17 protein-coding genes and 1 pseudogene are annotated in these 24,175 nt (G+C 43.6%); 13 read left to right on the top strand and 5 right to left on the bottom strand.

Going from position 1 to position 24,175, the window contains the following annotated elements; genetic code table 11:
* Positions 1-41: 41 nt before the first annotated feature.
* The gene (locus EGV92_RS00085; RefSeq protein ID WP_131667182.1) at positions 42-1,904 is read right to left on the bottom strand and encodes a DUF389 domain-containing protein; all 1,863 of its coding nucleotides are present in this window, start codon (positions 1,902-1,904) and stop codon (positions 42-44) included.
* 661 nt (positions 1,905-2,565) lie between these two features.
* On the opposite strand from EGV92_RS00085, the gene EGV92_RS00080 reads away from it, so the two are divergent.
* Positions 2,566-2,781: a hypothetical protein gene (locus EGV92_RS00080; protein WP_131667180.1), complete on the top strand. Its 216-nt coding sequence runs from the start codon at positions 2,566-2,568 to the stop codon at positions 2,779-2,781.
* 191 nt (positions 2,782-2,972) lie between these two features.
* On the opposite strand, the gene EGV92_RS00075 is transcribed toward EGV92_RS00080, so the two are convergent.
* Positions 2,973-4,478, bottom strand: coding sequence for a L,D-transpeptidase family protein (locus EGV92_RS00075; RefSeq protein ID WP_131667178.1), 1,506 nt, complete (start codon positions 4,476-4,478; stop codon positions 2,973-2,975).
* A 499-nt stretch (positions 4,479-4,977) separates the two neighbouring features.
* Here EGV92_RS00075 and prmB point away from each other — a divergent pair, with 499 nt between their 5' ends.
* Together prmB and aroC are read left to right on the top strand one after the other, a co-directional pair.
* A complete protein-coding gene (gene prmB, locus EGV92_RS00070; RefSeq protein ID WP_131667177.1) occupies positions 4,978-6,090 on the top strand; it encodes a 50S ribosomal protein L3 N(5)-glutamine methyltransferase in 1,113 nt (370 codons plus the stop codon).
* A gap of 63 nt (positions 6,091-6,153) precedes the next feature.
* Positions 6,154-7,260, top strand: coding sequence for a chorismate synthase (gene aroC / locus EGV92_RS00065; protein ID WP_131667175.1), 1,107 nt, complete (start codon positions 6,154-6,156; stop codon positions 7,258-7,260).
* Positions 7,261-7,498: 238 nt separating this feature from the next.
* Here the strand turns inward: aroC and EGV92_RS14315 are convergent.
* A pseudogene (locus EGV92_RS14315) lies at positions 7,499-7,771 on the bottom strand (hypothetical protein); the annotation flags it as partial.
* Between the two features lie 579 nt (positions 7,772-8,350).
* Here EGV92_RS14315 and EGV92_RS00055 point away from each other — a divergent pair.
* The 7 genes from EGV92_RS00055 (at position 8,351) to EGV92_RS00025 (ending at position 18,078) form a co-directional block, all read left to right on the top strand.
* On the top strand, positions 8,351-9,244 hold the full coding sequence (locus tag EGV92_RS00055) for a hypothetical protein (protein WP_131667173.1): 894 nt from the start codon (positions 8,351-8,353) through the stop codon (positions 9,242-9,244).
* A 304-nt stretch (positions 9,245-9,548) separates the two neighbouring features.
* Positions 9,549-10,694, top strand: a complete 1,146-nt coding sequence (gene serC / locus EGV92_RS00050) for a 3-phosphoserine/phosphohydroxythreonine transaminase (RefSeq protein WP_131667171.1) — start codon at positions 9,549-9,551, stop codon at positions 10,692-10,694.
* A 378-nt stretch (positions 10,695-11,072) separates the two neighbouring features.
* On the top strand, positions 11,073-13,067 hold the full coding sequence (locus EGV92_RS00045) for an extracellular solute-binding protein (protein WP_131667169.1): 1,995 nt from the start codon (positions 11,073-11,075) through the stop codon (positions 13,065-13,067).
* 190 nt (positions 13,068-13,257) lie between these two features.
* Positions 13,258-14,037, top strand: coding sequence for a hydroxyacylglutathione hydrolase (gene gloB, locus EGV92_RS00040; RefSeq protein WP_131667167.1), 780 nt, complete (start codon positions 13,258-13,260; stop codon positions 14,035-14,037).
* A 126-nt stretch (positions 14,038-14,163) separates the two neighbouring features.
* Positions 14,164-15,228, top strand: a complete 1,065-nt coding sequence (locus EGV92_RS00035) for a microcin C ABC transporter permease YejB (RefSeq protein ID WP_131667165.1) — start codon at positions 14,164-14,166, stop codon at positions 15,226-15,228.
* 45 nt (positions 15,229-15,273) lie between these two features.
* Positions 15,274-16,326: an ABC transporter permease gene (locus EGV92_RS00030; protein WP_131668030.1), complete on the top strand. Its 1,053-nt coding sequence runs from the start codon at positions 15,274-15,276 to the stop codon at positions 16,324-16,326.
* A gap of 63 nt (positions 16,327-16,389) precedes the next feature.
* The gene (locus tag EGV92_RS00025) at positions 16,390-18,078 is read left to right on the top strand and encodes an ATP-binding cassette domain-containing protein (protein ID WP_131667164.1); all 1,689 of its coding nucleotides are present in this window, start codon (positions 16,390-16,392) and stop codon (positions 18,076-18,078) included.
* A gap of 124 nt (positions 18,079-18,202) precedes the next feature.
* On the opposite strand, the gene folE is transcribed toward EGV92_RS00025, so the two are convergent.
* Positions 18,203-18,769 carry a GTP cyclohydrolase I FolE gene (folE, locus tag EGV92_RS00020; protein WP_131667162.1) on the bottom strand — a complete coding sequence of 189 codons (567 nt, stop codon included), beginning with the start codon at positions 18,767-18,769 and terminating at the stop codon, positions 18,203-18,205.
* 470 nt (positions 18,770-19,239) lie between these two features.
* On the opposite strand from folE, the gene EGV92_RS00015 reads away from it, so the two are divergent.
* Positions 19,240-20,040, top strand: coding sequence for an enoyl-ACP reductase FabI (locus EGV92_RS00015; protein WP_131667160.1), 801 nt, complete (start codon positions 19,240-19,242; stop codon positions 20,038-20,040).
* 160 nt (positions 20,041-20,200) lie between these two features.
* Positions 20,201-20,884: a YoaK family protein gene (locus tag EGV92_RS00010; RefSeq protein ID WP_131667158.1), complete on the top strand. Its 684-nt coding sequence runs from the start codon at positions 20,201-20,203 to the stop codon at positions 20,882-20,884.
* 114 nt (positions 20,885-20,998) lie between these two features.
* Here the strand turns inward: EGV92_RS00010 and EGV92_RS13795 are convergent, their stop codons facing one another.
* Positions 20,999-21,163, bottom strand: a complete 165-nt coding sequence (locus tag EGV92_RS13795) for a hypothetical protein (protein ID WP_165525525.1) — start codon at positions 21,161-21,163, stop codon at positions 20,999-21,001.
* Between the two features lie 1,253 nt (positions 21,164-22,416).
* On the opposite strand from EGV92_RS13795, the gene EGV92_RS00005 reads away from it, so the two are divergent.
* On the top strand, positions 22,417-24,175 hold a 1,759-nt coding region (locus EGV92_RS00005; RefSeq protein WP_278248236.1), incomplete at its 3' end, for an ESPR-type extended signal peptide-containing protein.

The raw sequence follows: 24,175 nt of genomic DNA, 5'->3' as shown, positions 1-24,175 counted from the left end.
AGTAGGACTGGCTACCTAGCTGTCTATATTACGCCATACCCTTAGTTGGTCAATATTGCGGCATCAGTCTCATCAAGCTTGTCTTGGATGAGAGGGTTTGACTCAATAACTTGAATGGGTAGGTAACGCAGTTGTAACTTGACAGGAAGGTAATTAGGGTAGTTCTCTTCAATATCTTGGGTGATTACTGCTTCAATCTGCTGAACATCATAGGGGGTAGGGTCAGTCTCACCGCGGACAACAGCGCGAATGTTCTGATAGCCATCTTGCTTATCAAATTGCGTATTGGTCAAGACATTGCCTCTATCAATGAAGTGGTCATTGATTGCTGCTTTGACATCGCTCTCAAACCTCTGCTGCTTGGCAATAGTGTTCAGATTAATTGACAGATATATCCCTAAGCCGACAAGCAGCAAAAGGGTGACCGCATTTCGCCGAAAAAAAGTAAGGTAAGTCCCTGACTTGTAGTCGTCGTCTACTAGCCTACGAAAGCCACTAAACCATAGCACCATAGCGTTAGTGAACTGAATGGCAATGATGTTGGTCACTGCTAGCAAAAACGCCCCAAAGCCGAGGGACATCTCGCCATTAGCGAATAAGATGCCGCTGGCGGCAAGAGGCGGCACTAAAGCCGTCGCTACCGCAACCCCCACTACTGCTACTGATAAATTCGGGGAAATCATGGCGTAAGCACCCGCCGTACCGCCCGCCAGCGCAATCATCAAATCCATTGAAGTCGGCTGCGTTCTCGATAGAATCTCGCTGGTCAGAGGCTGACCTTGATGCAGTATCCCGACAATAAAACCAACGGTGACTACCAATAAACCTCCGGCAGCCACTGTAAATAAGGACTTACGAAGTAGCGGCATTCGGTAATCGATAATGGCTAATGCCACCCCAGTAATCGGGCCTAACATCATCGCGACCAACATCGCGCCTATCACCACTGCAGCGGAGTCGGCGACCAAGCCATAGCTGGCAATAATTGCCGATAGCGCATTCATCAAAAAGTACATCTTGCTCGGTAGCGCATTGGCTTCGATTTTGACCCGGACTTGCGGGTAGTCTATCTCACGGTTGTTTTCTTGATAAGCGACGAATTGCTTATACGCTTCAAGCTGCGCCTCACGCTTTTTTTGCTCTCGTTCCTCTTCGGTTTCGTCGTCATCCTCATCTTGCTCTTCTGATTGATTCTCAAGTATAGAGGTGTCGTCAGTATCTGACACCGCATCCGTTTTAGAATCATTAGATGACTTAGACTTATTAACTGCGACTAACGCCGCTTGGATATCAGCTGGCGAGTGGGCATCAGTATTAGTATCGTTGGCATCAATAAGCTCTTGGCTGATTAAACTTTGAGCATCGCTTAGATTCTGAACGTACTCTAGATCCTTTAGGATTTTGGCATCAGGATCAGCTCCATTAGCGTCACTACTAGCCGCAGCGGTGTTTGAATCTGTCTCATCGATAGATTCTACTGTCGCGGTTGGTTGTGACTCAGCTGCTTGAGAATCCACTGCTTGAGAAGCACCGGCTTGAGAGATAGTGGCTGGTAAGGCATTGGACTGAGTATCCATACTTTGAGCTGCAGGGGCGTCAGCACGAGCGACACCAGAATTATCAGCTGACGCATCTATATCTGGGTTAAGTTTTGCACTGCTATCTTGCTCGGAGTCTGACTCACTAACCTCAGCAATGACGACGTCAGGGCTGAGAGAAGAGATAATGACTTTGGCTTCAGTTTCGATCTCAACTGCCACCCCATTCCCTTGACTTTCAATAGCACTGTCCAATGGCAAGTCGTCCTCATTTTTGCGATCAGTATCATTACGATTGTCATTAGCAGCGTCCAATACTTGATCACTATTAGAATCTTTGGGGGTGTTTGAAGAGGATTGAGTCATGAGTAGATTGTTTTTATAAGGACAAGATGCGCTATTGTACTGATAAATTAGCGCTGATTGAAAACAATTTCTTGAAATTATACAAATTAATAGTTAACTAACTAGGACGCGACTTTGGTTAAAGCATAGGCGCAAAACGAAGATAAATTTATTGTCAATCACAGGGCATTCTACAGAGAATATTTCTCTTATGGCTATTCATCTATCAAAGACAGTCTCGTCAATCACTTAATACACTGCTGACTTGTAGTCGGGCTGCGATGATGCGCAGAATTGAATATAGGATATGGGTTGTTTTGGACAAAGTAGCAGCAAGGAGGCGTGAGGAAGAAAAAGGGGATTTATCGGTAATAAAAAATAAATAGCTAAAGTAATAGAGGCTAACTTTTGATGACTGACCGCTAAACACTTGGGTTCTTAATAGTGAGACGTTCAACAACAGTAATTGCAACAACAAAATTATTAATAACTATATATTCAATATATTTAACAATAAATTATCAACAACTGTATCAGTCACACAGTCCTACTAATAATAACAATAATTGCTAATTTTGTCAGCGTTAATTCATAAACTATCAGGCAAAAATAAATACTTACACTTTGTAAGGAATAGGAGTATAACTACAGTATACCCACATAACTTATAAGGGATAGACTTATGAATTGGCCATTATTATCTATGATTTACTCAATGACTGCGACTGTGCTTATTGGGGTTATTATGATAGCCGCTCTAGTTATCGGCTTTGATGAGATTCCACACATTATCACCGTGGCTGTCGGTGGCGCACTATTGGCTATCCCTGTGGCTTGGTTCTTCACTAAAAAAATAGGCAGTATCTCTGGTGAAGAGACCAGTAATGGGCATAGTTAAAGACTAGTTATCATTAGGATATTGCCCATTAAGATAAAGGTCATTTGTTAGTATCGGATAATGTGATTTATCTATATTAAAATTGAAGCAGCCATGGCTCTTATAAGCTGAGCGCAAAAAGCCACCATAAATATGGTGGCTTTTAATATAGGCTGCTAATAAGTTGCTCTTAGAGCAAAATCTAGATCAACTTATTTTAACTCAACAGTAGCGCCATTTTCGATATTGGCATAGACTTCGAGGACGTCCCAGTTGGTCAAGCGAATGCAGCCGTGTGAAGCTTGGCGGCTAATACCCTCAGGTTTTGGTGACCCATGAAGGCCATAAGATGGCTTCGAGAGTCCCATCCAGACGACACCGACTGGATTATTTGGACCTGGTGGCAACATATAGACTTGCTTATTCGCGCCTTCACCAACGGTAGCTTTGTACCAAGGCATCTTCACTTTATTGACGATTTTATAAGTACCATGAGGAGATGGGGTGTCGCTGCTGCCTACAGTAGTTGGATAGGTGGCGACCAACTTGTTGCCATGATAAGCATATAGAGTCTTATCGGCTTTATTAGCGACCACGCGAGTAATGCGCTCTTTTAGCTGAGCACCGGTATTGACTACCGTGATAGTCTCGCCAGCTTTATAGGATTTGTTTCTATTTAGCTTGTCTAGATAACGCACGTCCATATGGAAACGCTCACCTAACATCTCTTTGATGTCTTGATAATATAATCCTTTCATTTTTGACTTGGCTTCTGCGCCTGATGGCGTGGTAGCAAAGTTGGATTTGACATCATCTTCAGTCAAGGTATATGTCACTAAGACCGGCTGATTCTTTGGAATATTCTTATTTAGAGCATCCCATGTTTGCTGATTCATCTTGCCAGTCGTTGGCAAGCCTTGCATGGCTTGAAAGTTAATCAATGCTTTTTTGCTGTTCATACCCCAACCACCGTCGATAGGACCAGGAGAGGCGTGGTTCCAGTCTAGCAAAGCTTGCATCTTAATGGTCATTGCCGAGTTTACGTTCATATTTGGCGACCACTGGGCACTATTTACCTGCTGGGCATAGCTGGATAAGTCTAGCGTGGTATAGGTTTTGCCATCTTTATTTTCGATACTTTTAATGGCAGTATCATCTGTCGCTAATGCGCGCTGCTCAGTGGTTGGCTGATTGTAAGGTAGCGGGCTGTTTGATTGCGCATCTTCAGCGCCAGTTGGCGAGGCGACTGCCTGACCTTCTTCGATGTCATCGGTGTTGTCAGATAGCTCATCTTGACGAGTAAGCTCAGCAGCACTCATATTGTCAGGATTTACACTTGAGTTAGGCGCTGGTTTAGTGGACTGACCATTTAATGGGTTGCTAGGCTGAGGCTGAGTAGTCTCTTGCCCTGTATTGCTGTTACCCGACGCTTGATTCTGGTCTTGGCTCTTGTTTTCGATAAGTTGGCCTATGGAGTCAGCCGATGAGCGACTGCGGCTTTCATCGATTGTAGTGCCTGACAAGCTTGAGATGTCAGGTAAGGCATCAATGCTACGCACAGGAAGCGTGCGCTCAGTATCATTAGTAGCAGCTATAGCGCCTGTGCTGAGGCCTGATAAAAGGCAGACAGAGCCAAGCATCGCAGCACGAATAGCCGAGCTTAATGAATACTTGCTAGATAGTTTTTCTGAATGTTCAAATAAAGAAGGTGTACGCATAATTTAGTCACACGTGATTGAAAAGTAATCGGTATTATGCGCATAATTTAAAGCGTTCGCAAATCTTTGCCAAACATTTTTGTGTGAATCGTCAATGAAATACAATGCAGTAAGCATTGATATTGGCGATTGTAATATTGTCATTGGCATGCGTAAGAGGTTATGACTATAATGCCCTAGTTATCACACTTGTGGAATGTGCGATGCTCTCCAAGAGCGAGCTTTATTGGTAATATACCGAAAATAACGGTCTATCAAGTGTTAATTTATGCTGATGACAGCGTGTTAATGATAGTTAAATGTTACTTATCTGTTGCTCATACGTGGCTAATGGCATTGAGCGATTAACTAAATATCGAATATTATTGATGTTCTAGTAACGTTTTTACATTTTACGCCACGGTTATATGCTAAGTCAGTGTTAATCCTTAATCACAAGTTGTGGGTTATTTACTATTATCCATTTACTTATTATCTATCAAGCTATAAAAGGTCACCTATGTCAGATCACCAAACTATTAATGCTGAGTCGATACCGTATTTTACTGAAGATACCGATTTGTCTGAGCTACAGTCGCAAATAGATGAAGCCAGTGAGCAGCTGCATAGTATCCGTGACTTTATTCGCTTTTGCGTCACCCAGCTTCGTGTTTACGATGTGGTCGTAGCCCAAGGTACGACGGATGCGTTCGCAGAAGCTGCCGCTATTGTGCTGCACACGCTATCTCTTGACTGGTCTGCTGACGAGCAAATATTAGATTGCCGCTTAACGAACACTGAGAAACGAGAGGTACTAACGCTACTTCAAGAGCGAATTACCCTGCGAAAGCCCTTAAGCTACCTGATTAATTTGGCTTACTTTTGTGATCTGCCTTTTTATGTGGATGAGCGAGTCCTTATTCCACGCTCACCGATCGCTGAGCTGATTCGCCAGCAGTTCTATCCCTACTTTGACGCTGATGAACGGGCACAGCCTCTAGGCCGCTCTATCTCTAAAATGAGCGACGAGCATAGCACCCCATTTTTTGATCATGGTCTAGAGGTTAAGCAATTAGCGCATCCAGAGCGTATTTTGGATTTATGCACAGGGTCGGGCTGCATAGCCATCGCTTTGGCTTCGCGTTTTGTCGATGCCGCGGTAGATGCTGCGGACATTGATAAAAATGCACTAGAAGTCGCAGCCGTCAACGTTGATCATCACGGCATTGCTCATCAGGTCAATCTTATTGAGTCCGACTTATTTAGCAAGATTCCTGCAGAGCAACAATACGAGCTTATCGTGACTAACCCGCCTTATGTCGATGCCGAAGCCATGGCAGAACTACCCCCTGAGTTTCTATACGAGCCTGACCATGCTCTAGCTGCTGGTCAAGACGGTCTGGATTTGGTGCATCAAATTTTATTTGATGCACCAGACTATTTGACCCGTGACGGTCTTTTGGTCTGTGAAGTGGGTGATAGTGAGTGGGCGCTCAATCAAGCCTATCCTGACATTCAATTTGACTGGCTTCGTTTCGCTCACGGGGGCCGCGGGGTATTTGCCATTACCTGTGAAGAGCTGATGGAGAATCGTGAACAATTTGCTCAGTATGCCAACGCTTTAAGATCATGATGCGGTATAAACATTCTTAGCAATTAGCACTTTTTATTAATCGTATAGTAGATAGGATGACGAATGGCAGGTAATAGTATTGGGCAAGTATTTCGAGTAACGAGCTGCGGTGAGTCCCATGGGCCAGGGCTACTGGCTATTGTCGATGGCGTACCGCCTGGCATGAGCTTGTCCGAAGCTGACTTGCAAGGTGACTTGGATCGGCGCAAGCCAGGCTCGTCCAAATATTCTACCCAGCGCCGCGAAGCAGATGAAGTTGAGATTATCTCAGGGGTGTTCGAAGGAAAAACAACGGGGACTTCAATCGGACTACTGATCCGAAATACCAATCAGAAATCTAAAGACTATAGTGATATCAAAGATACCTTTCGTCCCGGTCATGCCGATTACACCTACAGTATGAAATATGGCTTTCGCGACTACCGCGGTGGCGGCCGCTCCTCAGCCCGAGAGACGGCGATGCGCGTCGCTGCTGGCGCTATAGCTAAAAAGTATCTTCAAGATAGATTGGGAGTTCAGATTCGCGGTCATGTCACCCAGATCGGTGATGAGTATGCTGCGGCCCAAGACTTTACACAGATAGATTGGGACTTTGTTAATAGCAATCCCTTCTTTTGTGCTGACGCGGATGCGATTCCTCGCTTTGAGGTCCTTATTGATAGACTACGCCGAGAGGGTAGTAGCTGTGGGGCTAAGCTTGAGATTATTGCATCGGGCGTGCCTGTAGGTCTTGGAGAACCGGTGTTTGATCGCTTAGATGCTGATATTGCCCATGCGATGATGAGTATTAATGCGGTCAAGGGTGTGGAGATTGGTGATGGTATGGCCGTTGCAGGCCAATTTGGTCATCTGTCCCGTGATGAGCTGACCCCAGATGGCTTTACCGCCAATCATGCTGGCGGTATCTTAGGCGGTATTTCATCGGGGCAAGATATTACTGTGAGTATTGCGCTTAAGCCGACCTCAAGTATTACCACCAAAGGTCGCAGTATTGACAGTCAAGGACAACCGACCCAGATGCTGACCAAAGGCCGTCATGACCCTTGCGTTGGTGTGCGTGCCACACCAATTGCAGAAGCAATGCTGGCAATCGTTCTGCTGGATCACTATCTGCGCCATCGTGGTCAGAATGCAGATGTCACTCAGCCTGTCACTCCTATCGAGTCATAGTGTGACGCCGTAAGGTGTTACATTTGTAATGAAAGTGAGCAGCAGCTTTTGATGAGCGTTACTTATTGTCTTACGTGTGTCCTGATGAATATATTATTGACCAATAAAAACCCCAAGCCTTAGCGCTTGGGGTTTTTAGTAGCTTCACTATAAAAAATCTACGACATTACCAAGATGCCGAACTGCGCTATTGGCGTGAACGAAATGCCTCTCGCCTGGGTAGTTTTGTTTTTACCTACTAGTTGATGTTCGCTAGGAATATGGTAATGGAACTGCTTAAGCTCATAGCGCTCCCCTCTAAAGTGATAGTATCGGCAGATGTCATTGCAGTGTAAACTACGGTATTCCATTTTACGGTATTGCCATTATCGTTGATTCGAGCGTTAGCAGTTTTACTGTAGCTGATAGCTGGCGGGGTAGCGGAGCTAGCAGTGACTTTAGTAATTTTATTGATATTGATTGGCGATTGTTCTTGGCCAATCTTGCAGGCGGTTGCTCCTTTGCTATCACTCCAAAACTTGGGCCTGAGTTGCCTGAATAGGGAGAGAGTAGTGAATGGAAAAAGCTTCTATAAATTGGCTATAGCAAGCTTTTGAAGACTGTCTGACCCATAGGTTTGCATATAAGTACACGTATCATAGATTAATAAATAACCTTTAGTAATTAGTTTTAATAAATATATAAATCTATAGTAATAACATTATCAAGAAATAACTATTAGTAGTGGCTATTACTGTAGTTCTGCTACTGTAGTTCTGCATAAAGCCTAACAGGTGCTAAGTTAATGAGATGATACTAAATAATAGAGACTGCATAAGGGTTGATTATTACCTATGCGCTGCTGATTTTAAGGTCTAGCTATCGTTCCGTGATATGATAAGCAAGCAATGCCAATCTTTAGTTTATGAGATACAATATGCCGAATATGCTGCTTACTAGGCCTAAAGTTTATGGTGAATTTACGCTATTACAGTCGTTTATATTTTTAAGCCATGATTGTTTTATATCCTTAGCTGATATTAATAAAAATCGCTAAGCGCTATAATAAGCCAGCCATTAACCCTCTCACTCAACCGATGCTAATAACACTATGATGATTCAGCGGGAAGTTCAGCGCCGACAAATTTTAAGCATGATGGGGGTAACGCCTTGGGTGAGCCGTGAAGCGACCTGTAAAAATATTCAAGATATTTTAGCCGCTAATGTCCAAAGCCGTCAAAACACAAAGGCTTTGACTGCTGAGACGCTGCAACAAAACAATCCATCGCCGATAGCACAAGGGGGTGCTAATAATGAGCAGTCCAATTCTGTCTCAAGCGTTAACCCTGAAGCCAATCTGGGTCAATATAGTGCTGATGCCCGTAATCAGCAGTCGTCGCCTGTAGTTAATAGCGGGTCATTGACCCAGCCTACTTCCTCTGAAACACACGGCGACTATAATAGTTATGAAGACCATGAAATCTACGCTACAACATATGCAGATGAGAAGACGCCAGTAGCGAAGGCTGATCACTCAGCAAAATCCGTGCAAGGATTGTCTGGTAATGAGCTAAATGATACGTTCAATACTGATCTTGAGGCTGATTTTGATGATAATCTTGAGAGCGAATCGGCAGTTGAGGTGGTTGTCGAACCCTTCACCCTGCAAGGATTAAAATATAATGGCTGGGTACTATTAGTGGATGTAGCAAGCTTGTCGGCTCAATCTTTGAGGCTCTGGCAGAATATGCAGGTTGGCTTATCTACGACCATTGATCAGCTGTCATTTCCTTTTTGTAAGAGTATGTCGACCTTAGATATGGCCAATGCCAGTCTTGCAGGATTTGTGTTTAAGCTTGGTGGTAGTGAGCAGCTGCAAGTCGCTGCCTTGACAGAGCTACCAGAAGGCTTAGATCACGCCCAGATGGTACGGACGCCACTACTAGAGGAGATGCTGGCTGAGCCTGCACAAAAAAAACAACTGTGGCAGCTGTTATCTGCCTAAACTGCCCGTTCTAGTACTGGGCTGAATTTTATTAATTATTTAAGTAAATTAATTCGTTACTAATTATAGAGTCAAAATAGATATCATTAAGTCTCATCATAATCTCACTAAGCTTGCGTCAAGGATAGAGCCAGCCCTATAAATAGGCGCTAGGCTGCGAATTGACGTGAATCTATGGGAGTGCATCATATCCATAAGGCCCTGTGACTAATAAGGGTCGCTATTTCGTTAATAATTTAAGTCTGAGAGCTTTTACTTTTACCACTCCCATACTTATGTGACAACATTCAAGATAGGAAGTAATATGACCAACGATACACTAGCAAACCAAACAAATACTACGAGCGATAATCTCTCTAAGCATCGCTTACCTAATTTTAGTGCTGGGCCTGCTTCTATACCCACAGAAGTACTTGCCAAAGCCCAAGCTGAGCTACTAGATTGGCAAGGGCGCGGCGTATCGGTAATGGAGATGAGCCATCGTAGCGCAGACTATATCGGTGTGGCAGAGCGTGCGGAAGCTAAGCTACGCCAGTTGATGGCTATTCCTGATAATTATAAAGTGCTGTTCTTGCAGGGCGGAGCAAGCTTGCAGTTCTCCGCCATTCCTCTCAACTTATTGGGCGGCAAGGTAGCGGACTATCTAACCACTGGCGCTTGGTCTGGCAAAGCTCTCAAAGAGGCCAAACGTTATGAAGCTTTAGGCTTAGGAAAGGTCAATCTTGTGGCAAGTGGCAAGGAGAATAACTTCACCGATGTGCCTAATAAGGACAGCTGGCAGCTAAGCGACCAAGCCGCTTATTTTCACTACTGTGCTAATGAGACAATTCACGGGTTACAAATTTTTGAAACCCCTAAGGTGGATGCGCCAATCATCGCTGATATGTCCTCTTCAATTTTGTCGCAGCCAATCGATGTCAGTCAATTCGCAATGATTTATGCAGGCGCGCAGAAGAATATCGGCCCTGCCGGACTGGTCATCGTCATTATTCGTGAAGACTTAATCGAAGAAGCTAGCGACTGGTGTCCGCTGCTGCTTAACTATAAGCATCAAATTGAAAAAGCTTCTATGTCAAATACCCCTGCCACTTATTCATGGTATCTAGCAGGATTGGTATTTGATTGGCTAGAGGCGCAAGGTGGCGTTGAAGCTATTGGTAAGATTAATCAGCAAAAAGCGGCGCTTCTATATGATGCTATCGATAGCAGCAGCTTCTATCATAACCCTGTTGCTAAAGCGCATCGATCTATAATGAACGTTCCTTTTACTTTAGCAGACAGTAACCTTGATAAAGTATTCTTACAGCAAGCTGAGCAAGCAGGACTACTCAACTTAAAAGGTCACCGTGACGTCGGCGGTATGCGCGCCAGTATTTATAATGCTGTTAGCCTCGACTGGGTGTCACAGTTGGTAGACTTTATGAGAGAGTTTGAGCGAACTCAAGCCTAACTTAATCGTAAATATCAGCCATTGTAGCTAATTTGCAGTCGCTGCTAGAGCGTGACCAGTGGATAATTTTGAGCGGTTAAATAAGGCATGGTCTTAATTGGTTCAAGAATATCCACTAGTATAAGGTTTATCCATTTGATGTTATCCAGACTGTAGGCCGTCAATATGCTGGCTTCAAGCTTATTGCTAAAGAGCTGAGTAGTCAGCAGCCAAGCAGCTGTAAGCTATGGCTCTTTTTAGCTACTACTTTGGTTATTTTGCTACTAAGACACCACTTTTAAGCCTTTGGTTTTGTCTTTAGCTTAGCTGCGAACTCGCCTGTCTTAGCCTAGCGAGGTTTGCTATGATAAAGGCTGATGCCAAATCAAGTCTATTTTCATGCCAGTGATTCACTATACCTATCCGCCCGTAAATACATCTACATCTTCTGTAGCCCCAGTATTGGTGCTAGGAATACCTAGAAAGTCGCATAGTTATCGTCTCGATAACCCCTTAACCTTGTGTGTTGAGCAGGTATCACCACGTCATTTTAGCGCGATTAGACTATTGTCACTGGCAGCTGCTTATCCATGTTTAGCTTTTTTATTACTAACGGTGGCCCCCAGCTATGCTGAGATTGTCACTACTAATGCTCTTGGTCACCATAGCACTGCGACTTATCAACATGCTCCACACTTACCTTATGCCAATCCTGAAGCGCCTAAGGGCGGGGAGCTATCATTAGATGCACGTGGCTCATTTAATAGTGCTAAGAAGTGGACGACGACTGGGATACCGATGATAGGTACGGATTATCTCTATGATACCTTGATGACAGGCTCTTTGAACGAAGCTTTTACTATGTATCCTCAGCTGGCAAGTAAAGTCACCTATGATACTGAAGATGCCAGCTGGATTATTTATCATGTCAATCCCAAGGCACGCTTTTGGAATGGTGATGAGGTTACCAGTCAGGATGTCAAAGCAACTTTTGACGCGCTGCTAACACGCGGTCCGATGTCTATCCGTAGTTATTTGGCAGATATCAAAATGGTAGAGGCACTGGATAAGACCCAAGTGAAATTTACCTTCAATTCAGATGATAATAGAGAAGCCTTACTGACAGTGGGACAGTTCCCTGTCTTCTCAAAAGACTCAATCGATACTGACTTTGATAGCATTAGCTTTACCCCATTGATGGGTAGTGGGCCGTATAAGCTTGGCAAGGTAGAGGCAGGTCGTAGCGTTACTTATGTGCGGGATCCCAACTACTGGGGACGCGATCTGATGGTCAATCGAGGGCGCTATAACTTCGATATGATAAAATACGTTTACTACGGTAGTGATGAGATCGCTTTTGAGGGTTTCAAATCCGGCCAATACCGCTTTCGGACTGAAAATAAAGCTGCCAACTGGGCGACCGCTTATAGTTTCCCTGCGGTAAAAGATGGGTTGGTTGTTAAAGAAAAGATTGCTAATCATAACCCCGTACCTATGCAGGGCTTGGTAATGAATCTGCGCCGCCCACTATTTCAAGATATTCGCGTTCGCCAAGCTTTGACATTCGCCTACGATTTTGAATGGATGAATGTCACCTTATTTCATGGTCAATATGAGCAGCCACAAAGCTACTTTCACGGTTCAGACTTGGCCGCCACAGGCACGCCCTCTGCTGAAGAGATGCAAGTGCTTAGCCCCTTATTACCTATGCTAGAGCCGATTCAACGTCAGGCGGTACTAAGCGAGTGGCAGCTGCCAAAAAGTGATGGTCAGGGATTCAATCGACAAGGGTTGCTCAAAGCTCGAAAGCTACTCCTTGAAGCTGGATTTTACTATCAAGATATGAAGCTCTATCAGCCTGATGGTAGGCCTGCTAAGCTTGAGATACTGATGACAGGAGATACAGTGGGAAGGGTAGTAATCTCCTATATTCGGAATCTAAAGCGCTTAGGCTTTGACGCGCAAGTTCGTCAAGTCGATGCTCCGCAATATTATGAGCGCATGCGCCGTTTTGACTATGATATGACAGTAGATGTCTTTATACAGGGGCTGTCTCCTGGGGCAGAGCAAGCGTATTATTGGGGCAGTAAAGCTGCCGATGAGCAAGGCAATAAAAATAGCGCCGGTATTAAAAATGCAGCTATTGACACCGTAATAGAGCAGCTTCTTGATGCGGATAATCGTCAAGATATCGTCCTTTATACTAAGGTATTAGATCGTCTGCTACGAGCAGGCTATTATATGGTGCCAACGCTCGGTAAATCGACCACCAATGTGGCGTACTGGGATCAATATCGTCACGTCGAGTCATTACCGACTAATGCCGTCGGTATTGATTACTGGTGGGTCGATAAAACTGCTGAAGCTAAGGTTGATGCTTATCTACGTCAATAATAAAAAGGGTTTAACATAAACCCATCGTCTTAATACTACGCTCTGTGATTATAATGGTCTCCTAATATCATCTTTATTGCGCTGATGACTAGGACGTGCCGTAATATGGTTATGACTTATTATTAATCATTTATCTGTCGTTTTTGACTTAGCTGCTAAGCGAATTTAAACACTATCTCGAAGGATTTTTATGAGTATTATCATCCACCCTATTAAAGCTTTTTCAGACAATTATATCTGGACGCTCATTAATGATGTTAATAAGCAGGCCATTGTGGTGGACCCTGGACAAGCAGAACCGGTTATTGACTATTTAAAAGAATATGGTTTAGACCTAACTGCCATTTGGATTACCCACCATCATCATGATCATATTGGCGGTGTGGCAGAGCTGCGTGAGCACTTTCCGATGACGCATGTTGTCGCGCATAGTGAGCACGGTGTCAAGCCCGACCAGACCATCAAAGAGGGTAGCTCAGTAAGTGCTTGGGGCGCATCGGCGCAAATTTGGGATGTCGCTGGTCATACTGCCAGTCACATGGCCTATGTATTAGACATAGACAGTCAAAAGCATGTGTTTTGTGGTGATACCTTGTTTAGTGCTGGCTGTGGCCGAGTGTTTTCGGGAACGATTGAACAGCTATTTAATAGCTTTAAGCGCTTAAATACGCTACCAAAGGAGACGCTACTGTATCCCGCTCACGAATATACGGCCAATAATCTGCGCTTTGGTCTGTCTATTGAACCAGAAAATATCGCTATGCAAGCGGCATTAGAGGTGGCAATCGAGCAGACTGCCAATAATCGTGCAACGCTACCTGTCACCCTTGATCACGAGCGAAAAGTTAATGTGTTTTTGCGCGCTAGTGAGCCAGAAGTCATTGAGGGTGTAAAGGCGAAAGTGTCATTACCAGATGAAAAACCGTTGACTGTCTTTGCGGCGCTACGCGAGCTAAAGGACAATTATTAGATTAGTGATTGATTGGACGAGTGGTTTATTTATCAAATGCTTGGGTAAGCAACAACAATTATAAGTAGAAAATAACTAGCGTCTAATAGTGAACGTCTAATAATCAACAGCTAGGGATATTAAATCATGGGTCGATACATACTCAAAAGATTGCTGCTTATTATTCCAACGTTGTTTTTGATTCTATTGGCTAACTTTATCATTGTTCAAGCGGCGCCTGGCGGCCCAGTTGAGCAGCAAATTGCTCAAATTGAGCTTAGTAGCAAATTTGATGCGACCAATCAATCAGTAGGCGCTGGCAATCAAGGTAACAGTAATTATCAAGGCACTAGGGGGCTATCTGAGGAGATGGTTGAGGCTATCAAAGCGCAATATGGCTTTGATAAGTCGGCGCCAGAGCGCTTTTGGCTGATGGTCAAAAGCTATGCTACCTTGGATTTTGGTGAGTCATTCTTCAAAGGTCAGCCGGTGACAGCGTTGATTATTGACAAGCTACCAGTGTCAATCTCACTAGGACTTTGGAGCACTTTGCTCATCTATCTTATCGCTATTCCCCTTGGTATCTACAAGGCTGTCCATAACGGTAGCATCTTTGATAAAAGTACGGCGCTACTGCTGGCTGTGGGTCATGCCATCCCTGTCTTTGTCTTTGCCGTGATATTGTTGGTATTTTTCGCAGGGGGTAGCTACTGGCAGATATTCCCTCTACAAAATCTAACTTCAGAAAATTTCGATCAGTTAACTGCCGTTGATAAGGTTAAAGATTACTTTTGGCACTTGGCACTGCCTTTACTTGCCAGTACGGTAGGCGGCTTCGCAGGACTGACCTATTTGACTAAATTTAGCTTCTTAGAAGAGCTTAGTAAGCAATATGTTCTGACGGCTCGAGCTAAAGGGTTAGGGTGGAGTAAGGTCTTGTACGGGCACGTTTTTCGTAACGCAATGCTGATTATCATAGCAGGAGTTCCTGCAGCCATTATCGGGATATTCTTCACAGGTAACTTCTTAATCGAAATTATCTTTAAGCTCGACGGCTTAGGACTTCTCGGCTTTGAAGCAATTCAGCAGCGTGACTACCCAGTGATATTTGGCTCATTATTTATCTTTACTTTGGTCGGCTTGCTGCTACAGTTAGTCAGTGATATCAGCTATCACTTGATTGATCCGCGTATTGATTTTGAGGGTCGGTAAATGAGAGCAAATAATGCTGATAATACACGCAGTAAAAAGTATGACATGCCACATTCTAGCTCTCAAAAACACTCGGCTTTTAAGCTAAATAACCCCATTTGGCAGGCACGTATCGCTAGATTCCGCCGTAATCGCTTGGGGGTATGGTCTCTGATACTGTTTGCCGTTATTTTCGTTCTGTGTATGGCGGTAGAGTTGATAGCTAATGACAAACCTCTGCTAGTGAAGTACCAATCGAGTTATTATTTTCCTATAGTTAGCGCTTATCCTGAGACTACCTTTGGCGGTATATTTGAGACCGAAGCCAATTATAAGGACCCTGCGGTTCAAGCACTTATCAATGCAGATGGCTATTTTATTATGCCATTGATACCTTTTGCCGATCAGACACCGAGTGTAGAGCGAGTCGAGCCGTATCCTGCCCCGCCCAATGCTCATAACTGGTTAGGTACCGATGATATCGGCCGTGATGTCTTAGCGCGAATACTCTATGGTCTACGAATCTCATTGCTGTTTGGTATTGCTCTGACTACTGCAGGCGCAGTTATTGGTATTATCGTTGGAGCGATTCAGGGCTATTTTGGTGGTTGGGTAGATCTGGCCGGTCAGCGCTTTATGGAAGTGTGGAGCGGTATGCCGCAGCTGTTTATGATTATCATCTTGGTCAGTCTATTTAGCCCCAGTGTATATATCTTATTTGCTTTGATGCTATTGTTTGGCTGGATGGGTTTGGTTGGCTTGGTCCGTGCGGAGTTCTTACGGGCGCGCAATTTTGACTATGTGCGTGCTGCTCGCAATCTAGGCGTATCAGATTGGCAGATTATGCGTCGGCATATTTTGCCCAATGCCTTAGCGTCGAGCCTATCACAATTGCCTTTTATGCTGACCGCCAATATCATTGCTTTGACGTCACTAGACTTTTTAGGCTATGGTCTACCGCCAGGCTCTCCATCGTTAGGTGAACTGATGGTTCAGGGGAGAAATAACTTAGACGCTCCTTGGCTGGCACTCTCTGGCTTCTTTAGTTTGACCTTTATCTTGTCATTATTGATCTTTATCGGTGAGGCACTTCGCGATGCCTTCGATCCAAAGCATTAGCTCACTATACGCCTTCACTTAACTGCTACTATTATAAAGTTACTGATATAAAGTTATCATAATATGACCCATAAAAATGCCGCCAATGATCCTATTTTATCGGTTCAGAATTTAACGATTAAATCTGCTAACAAGACGCTAGTAGGAGATTTATCGTATGACTTATTTGGTACGCAAACGTTAGCTATCGTCGGTGAGTCAGGGTCAGGAAAGTCAATATCTACTCTAGCTTTAATGGGGTTATTGCCCGCCAGTCTAAAAATCTCAGGGCGTATGCGGCTGGCAGAATTTACAGAGCTGCCTTTGGCTCACGATTCTCAGGCACATTGGCAACCGTCAAAATTAAACAAACAACGTGAGCTGCGTTTTAAGCAGATTCGTGGTCGGCGTATTGGCATGATATTTCAAGAGCCGATGACAGCGTTAAATCCCCTACATACGGTCGGAAAGCAGCTTGCAGAAAGCTTGGCTCTGGCCGGTGTGCCAAAGTCGCAGCGTCTATCTGCGAGCTTAAGTCTACTAAAAGATGTGAATATTAGTGAGCCTAAAAGTAAGCTGGCTCGATATCCCCATGAGCTGTCCGGGGGACAGCGGCAACGGGTGATGATTGCGATGGCACTAGCGCAGAGGCCTGACGTATTGATAGCCGATGAGCCTACCACCGCTTTAGATGTAACACTACAGCACGATATCCTTGCACTACTAGCAAGATTGAAAGTGGACTATGGTATGGCCATGATTCTGATCAGTCATGATCTTAATCTTGTACGGCGTTATAGCGATAAGATAATCGTTATGCAGCAAGGGCGAGTGATAGAGCAGGGCGATACAGATACGATATTCACTAATCCGCAAGCAGAATATACTAAGCTATTAATGACCCATGATTTTGGCTCAGCGCTGTCAGCATACGATTTGTCATCATTAGTGACTGAAAATAAAGATAACGCTCAGGCACTGACAGTGAAAGCTCTTGAGGTAGCCTATCCTTGGCATAAGGGCTGGTTTGGCGGTGTGAAATCTTGGTTACCTGTGTTACAGGCTATTGATATTGATCTGGCTCAGGGCTATGCGCTAGGTATTGTCGGCGAGTCTGGATCAGGAAAGACCACAGCGGCTCTAGCTATTGCTCGATTACTCAGCTCACAGGCCAAAGTCTCAGGAGAGGTTCAAGTAGGAGAGCGAGCTATCTATCGACTGGGTAAAAGAGCACTAAGAGCATCTCGCTCTGAGATTCAAGTGGTATTTCAAGATCCTTTTGCCAGTATTAATCCGCGCTTTACAGTTCGGCAGATTATAGAAGAAGGGCTGTTGGTGCAAGGTCAGAAGAAAGCAGTGCGTGAGCAGGCAGTCATGGATGCTCTGCACACCGTCCAGCTGGCGTCTGAGATTGCAGATCGCTATCCACATGAGCTATCAGGAGGTCAGCGGCAGCGCGTGGCTTTAGCAAGGGCACTGGTGATGCGGCCACGGCTTATCATCTTAGATGAGCCGACCTCAGCACTTGATAGTACCACACAAGTAACTGTGGTTACGCTATTACGCCAGATTCAGCAAGAGTTTGGTATCAGTTATCTCTTCATAAGCCATGATTTAAAAGTAGTGCGCGCCCTGTGTCAGCATATCATGGTGCTACAAGCTGGCTATTGTGTGGAGTCAGCAGCAACTGAGACGCTATTTGCTAATCCGCAGCATCAATATTCTAAAAAACTGATTGCAGCCAGTTTGGATAGTGCGATGTTTGAGGCATAAAACAGCCATCTATGAAAATTCCTACAAGAAGTAACGTCGTAGACAGCATGAGATGCAAAAAGCTTGCCCTGATGGCAGGCTTTATTTGCACAAGGAAGCTAAATAGTAGCTAGCTCAATAAGAGCTAGCGTTTCGGTACTGCGGATAGGAATTCATTGCGGGCTTGATTATTTGTACTGAATTCGCCCAGCATTGCGGTACTTCGAGTGGTAGAATGCTGCTTGCTCACGCCGCGCATCATCATACACATATGCGCTGCATCCATAACCACAGCAGCACCGCGGCAGCCAGTGATATCCATAATTGCTTGAGCCACTTGCTCGGTCAGGTTTTCTTGGATTTGTAACCGGCGCGCATACATATCAATGATTCGCGCGAATTTTGATAGGCCCAGTACCTGACCATCTGGTAGGTAGCCGACATGAGCCACTCCATGAAAAGGCAACATGTGATGCTCACAGAGGGAGTAAAACTCGATATTTTGTACTATGACCAATTCGCGATTGTTCGAGGGAAATACCGCCTTATTACTGACCTCTTCTAGTGTTTGATGATAGCCCTGAGTCAGGTAGGAAAAGGCCTTGGCAGCTCGAATAGGCGTATCAACCAGTCCGGGCCGATTTAGGTCTTCCCCGGTTGAGGCGATAAGTTGGCTATAGAGATCTTCATTTGGATAGTTTTGGTCAGACATGGCACAAAGTAAGGTAATGAAACGTGGCTATAGCTTAACTCCAAAACTCAATTTGTAAAGGTTTTTTCGCAAAATCTCAAGGATTCCTGATTATTTATTGAGTGATGAAGATAAAAATACGATATCAGGGCAAACACCCTGAATAATGTTAAAGGCAAGCGCAATATTATTCAGGGTGTTTGTTTAATGCTGGCTTTGGCTAGCTTTGATTGTTTGCACTTGACTAAGCCCAGTTAAGTTGCGACTACAGCTCGTCTAATAGGGAGCTATTATCTGATTTGTTGCAGTGCGCCAAGATAAACTGGTTTACCATTTATTGGCCTACATTAATAATAGATTGATGCTGTTCTAGTAACTCTATTTTGGCTGACTTTCGGCTGACAAAGTTTGCAGTTTCTAGTAAACAATCGTAAACTGAGCGCTATTGCGATTTAATTTTTCTTTTTGATCAAAGTTTATAAGGATGAATCATGCTGCTACAAGGTCAACGCTTCGTGGTAACGGGTATTGCTAGTAAATTATCTATCGCTTGGGCGATAGCGGAAGCGCTGCACAGAGAAGGCGCGTCGCTCATACTGACTTATCCGAGTGATAAGATAAAAAAACGAGTCGACATGGCGGCTGAACAATTCGATGCAGATTTAGTATTAGAGTGTGACGTAGCGTCAGATGAATCAATAGAAACGTGCTTCGCTGCCGTTCGTGAGCATTGGGGTGATGGTATCGATGGGGTGGTACATGCCATTGGCTTTGCTCCCATGGATCAGCTTAATGGTGATTTTACAGAAGTCACCACCCGTGAAGGCAGTCAAATTGCCCATGATATCTCAGCTTATAGTTTTGTGGCTCTGGCAAAAGCCTCTCGTGACTTGCTAGCAATGCGTCACGGTTCTTTATTGACTCTGACTTATGAAGGTAGCATATCTGTACTACCAAATTACAATGTCATGGGTATGGCTAAGGCCAGCCTTGAAGCCAGTGTTCGCTATTTGGCGACCTCTTTGGGAGCAGATGGTATTCGAGTCAATGCTGTCTCAGCAGGTCCGATCCGGACGTTGGCAGCTAGCGGCATTAAGTCTTTTCGCAAAATGCTCGATATCAATGAAAAGATAACCCCATTACAGCGCAATATTACGCAAGCTGAAGTCGGTAATGCTGCATTGTTTTTATTATCACCATGGGCTTCAGGTATTACAGGGGAGATATTATTTGTAGATGCTGGCTTTAATACGGTGGCGATTAGTGAGCAATTGATGCTTGATGATGAGTAGGTTTGACTATGTAGTTTGCTCAGTTAAAGTGTCTCTTACGCGCATTTGTTGTTAGCGCTAAGTGGCTAAACATCTAACCAGTATAAACAAAGGCAGCCAATAGGCTGTCTTTTTTGTATACTAGGTATTTTTTGTACGAAGAATAGCGTTGGTGGTAAGTATGGTAACCAAACTTCCAAGATGGATATTATGGGGCGGGGCAGTACTGGCATTTAGTGCAGGCTGTCTAAATACAGCAGCGCTCATGGGATTTACCAATCTATCAGTGTCTCACGTCACGGGTAACGTAAGTTTATTCTCAGCGGCCATAGCCCATTTTGACACACGGAGCGTTTTATATATCGGTGCTTCGTTGATCTCGTTTTTGATAGGGGCAATATCAAGTGGCTACATCATTGGTCAGACCTCTCTTAAGCTAGGTAAACGTTATGGCGGCGCCTTATATCTTGAAGCCGCGTTATTATTAATTAGTTATATGCTCTATCAGCAGCACGACTATTTGGGGCAATTAGCTGCGGCTATGGCCTGCGGGCTACAGAACGCCATGGTAGCTACCTATAGTGGGGCGGTCATCCGTACCACTCATTTAACAGGGTTGACCTCAGATATGGGAGCGGCAATTGGCAATTGGCTGGCCGGTCGCCCGATTAGTAAACCGACCCTAGGCTTTCAAGCCATTATTTGGTATTGCTTCTGCGGTGGCGGGGCAGTTGGCGCATTTCTGTACGCTAGATTTGAATATGGAGCGCTATTTGTGCCCATTAGCATTGTGCTATCTGCCGCCTTTATCTATAACTTAGCGTCAGACCGGCTACAAGAGGTCCATAAGCCAAATAAGTCATAATATTTAACAGGCGTTGCAGGTGGCTAAATCTGGCAATAAAAAACCGCTGATAATGTCAGCGGTTTTTTTATTTTCAAATCTTGTCACTCATTAATTTAAGATAAATAGTCTCCCTTATTTATCTTCAGTTTGTTCTTCATCATGGTTTTCATGTTCATGCATTCCTTGCATCATATCTAATGCCGAATCATCGGTACGCTGCTGATTCTCTTTAGTAAGGCCATCTTGATTAATATCATTGGGCGACATCTGAGTGGTTGGATCAACTTTGTTCGACATAATCTCTCTCCATGTAGTGAATTTGGACTGCTTTCCTTAATATTATAGACAAATACCCTTCAATTCAATATACGTGATTTGTAAGGCAAAAATATGTTGTCACCGACTATATTCAGTCGTCGTGGCATAGTGACAGTGTCCATTTAACTTGCTGACAATATATAGTTAATCCTATTTAAAACTGGTACGTAAAACAGTAGTGGCTGTAAATTTATTGGTTAGAAGTCGTGAGATGACTTAGGAGGGTGTAAATTCATCTCAACGACTTTGTGGCAGGTTGAAAATGGATTGACTATAAGCTCTTGGTATTAGTAATGGCTATGAAGTGGCCATCCTATACTTATTAATCCACTCAGGTAAGTAGTATATTAAGACCTAAAAAGTTTAGCTAAACAATAGGGAATTTTGGTTAAAAAAATATTAAAAATAATTGATAAAATCTAATAGAAAGCACGGAATTCCTACCATTAATTATTAACAATTGTTGGGTTTTATCTTTTAATTACCTAACTACTATTAAAAAAAGTATTAATCTCCATAAATTTAATTTGGTGTATTAGTGGACTATTGTTGTTAAATATATAATTATTATTAATAGGCATAGATATAAGATTTTTTAAATTTAGTAATAATTATAAATGTTAAACGTTATATTTAAGCTCAGAAGACTTTTCACCTTTGAGAATAGCTGATGTATAATATTGAAGTTACTAATAGGTTTAAGGTTGTATATAAACTCAGCTTAATAATGGTAATAATTTATTAAAAATAACTCATTAAAAGCATGTGGTTTATAACATTATATGAGGTCCAACTTTATTGTCTGTTATTTGTCGGAACATTCAACCGCTTATCTTGCTAGAAGTGAAATTTGCTTGTAGTGATGACAGTATTTATTTATGCTCACTATGCAGTTTTATTATCAGCCATTACTATTAAGTAGGACTAAATTGTAATATTATATCCATCTACAATATATCTTATAACGAGCTTTTATTTATATATTATTTAAAGTTATAAATTGCTTTAATTTAAAGAGTATATAGGTCTAAAAGTTTAACTCTACTCTAGCTTTTTGCTCCACCGTATCTATCTAATGAGTCTAAATACCTATTTATGCGTAGTTCTGTACATACTTTAAGCAAAAACCTTTCACACATAACTTCAGAATTAAAGTACGTAGCTGCTATTCAAAGCGCTGCTACTAAAATTTTGTCTGTATTCATTCATATGTTGAGTCAAAAGGAACTGTCATGAACCATATCTATAAGGTCATTTTTTGTAAGGCAACGGGCACATTTGTCGCGGTTGCAGAGTATGCCCGTGCTCACGGCAAGAAAGGCGGTGGTACTGTTGGCTCAATCATTGAGAGCTCAGAGAGTAGTCAGGTTACCACTGGGCGCTATACGGTGGGATTAAGTGGACTAACAACATTATCAGCTGCAGTACTTTTATCTTTAGGTTTAAGTACGACAGCTTTTGCTGCAGCTGACACCTGCCAAGAGTTAGAAATACAAACTGGTAACAATATTAAATGTGGCTCAGGCACAGAGACTGATAGCGGGAAGTCAGTAGCTATAGGGGTTAATGCTAAGACTACAATGGATGCGACTAATTTGGATCCAACTACAGGTAGTGGGAATAATACTGCTGTCGGCTGGGGCGCTGAAGCAAGGGGTGGTAACGCTACATCTCTTGGCCGTGAGTCTAAAGCATTAGGAGGCCAGTCCGTTGCTATTGGCGTAGACGCTGTAGCATCTGCAAGTCAGTCTACCGCCGTGGGTATGACATCTAAAGCATATACTGCCAATTCAACGGCGCTAGGTAGGGGGGCTCAAGCAGGCAGACAAGGTTCAAATGAAATTAGTGCAACGGCTATTGGTTCTTCTGCAATAGCGAAATTCAAAGACAGCGTAGCATTGGGGGCTAACTCGATAACTACTGATGTAGCACCTACTAATACAGGTGATCAGAACGATTATCGTATCACAGGACGGCCTGATGCAAAGGCCATTAATGCAACAAGTGTTGTATCGATAGGTAGCGCTGGTAGTGAGCGTCGAATTACTAACGTGGCAGCCGGTAGAATTAACGCAGATAGTACAGACGGTGTTAACGGTAGTCAGTTGTATCAGACTAATGAATTGCTGCTAGGTGGATTTGAGTTAGGTCAAGGGGATAACGGCACTAAAGTTGCTGACATCTCTCCTAAAGAGCGTATCGACTTTATTAATGGTACTAATACAACAGCTAAAGTTACCGCTGATGGTACTGGCGCTAATGTTGCTTATAACTTAAATCCTGATATTAATATTACTAGTGTAACCACTGGTAATACTAGGATGAATACATCAGGAATAGTCATTAATGCTGCTAATGCTGCGCCTAATGGTTTAACGCCTAAAAACGTGATTTTGTCTAATACTGGTTTAGATAATGGTAATCAAAAAATCATTAACGTAGCTCCTGGTACTAGTGACAATGACGCTGTTAATGTTAAGCAGCTAAATGATAAAGTTGCTAGCATTACAACGGGTTCAAGTGCAACTAGTAGTGTAGTTAATGGTGAAAATACTACGGTTACGTCAACTACTTCGGGTGATAACACTGCTTATAAAGTCAATGTTAATGCGCAAGGGGTGATTGATGACGCCCAGCTTCCTGTGGTTTATACCGATGCTGCCGGCAATCGAGTGTATGCACAAACCAATCCTGAGGGGACAATCACCGGTTATAACACCGAGCAAAATGGTACAGGGACTCCAGTAGAGACGGCGGGTGTCATCACCAGCGTTCAAAGCGCAGATGGCAGCACCACAAAAGCGACCAAGCTGAGCAACGTCGCAGCAGGCACCAAAGCCACAGACGCGGTGAATAAAGGTCAACTAGATCGCATTAGCACTGCTGGCGACACAAAAACCAATATACTCGGTAGCAGTACCGCCAGTAACTTAGGTGGCGGTGCGACGTATGACAGTGAAACCGGCACAGTAAGTGCGCCAAGCTACAGCG

This window comes from Psychrobacter pygoscelis, from assembly GCF_004335015.1.
Taxonomy (GTDB): Bacteria; Pseudomonadota; Gammaproteobacteria; order Pseudomonadales; family Moraxellaceae; genus Psychrobacter; species Psychrobacter pygoscelis.
This window is presented reverse-complemented; position numbering and strand designations above follow the sequence as displayed.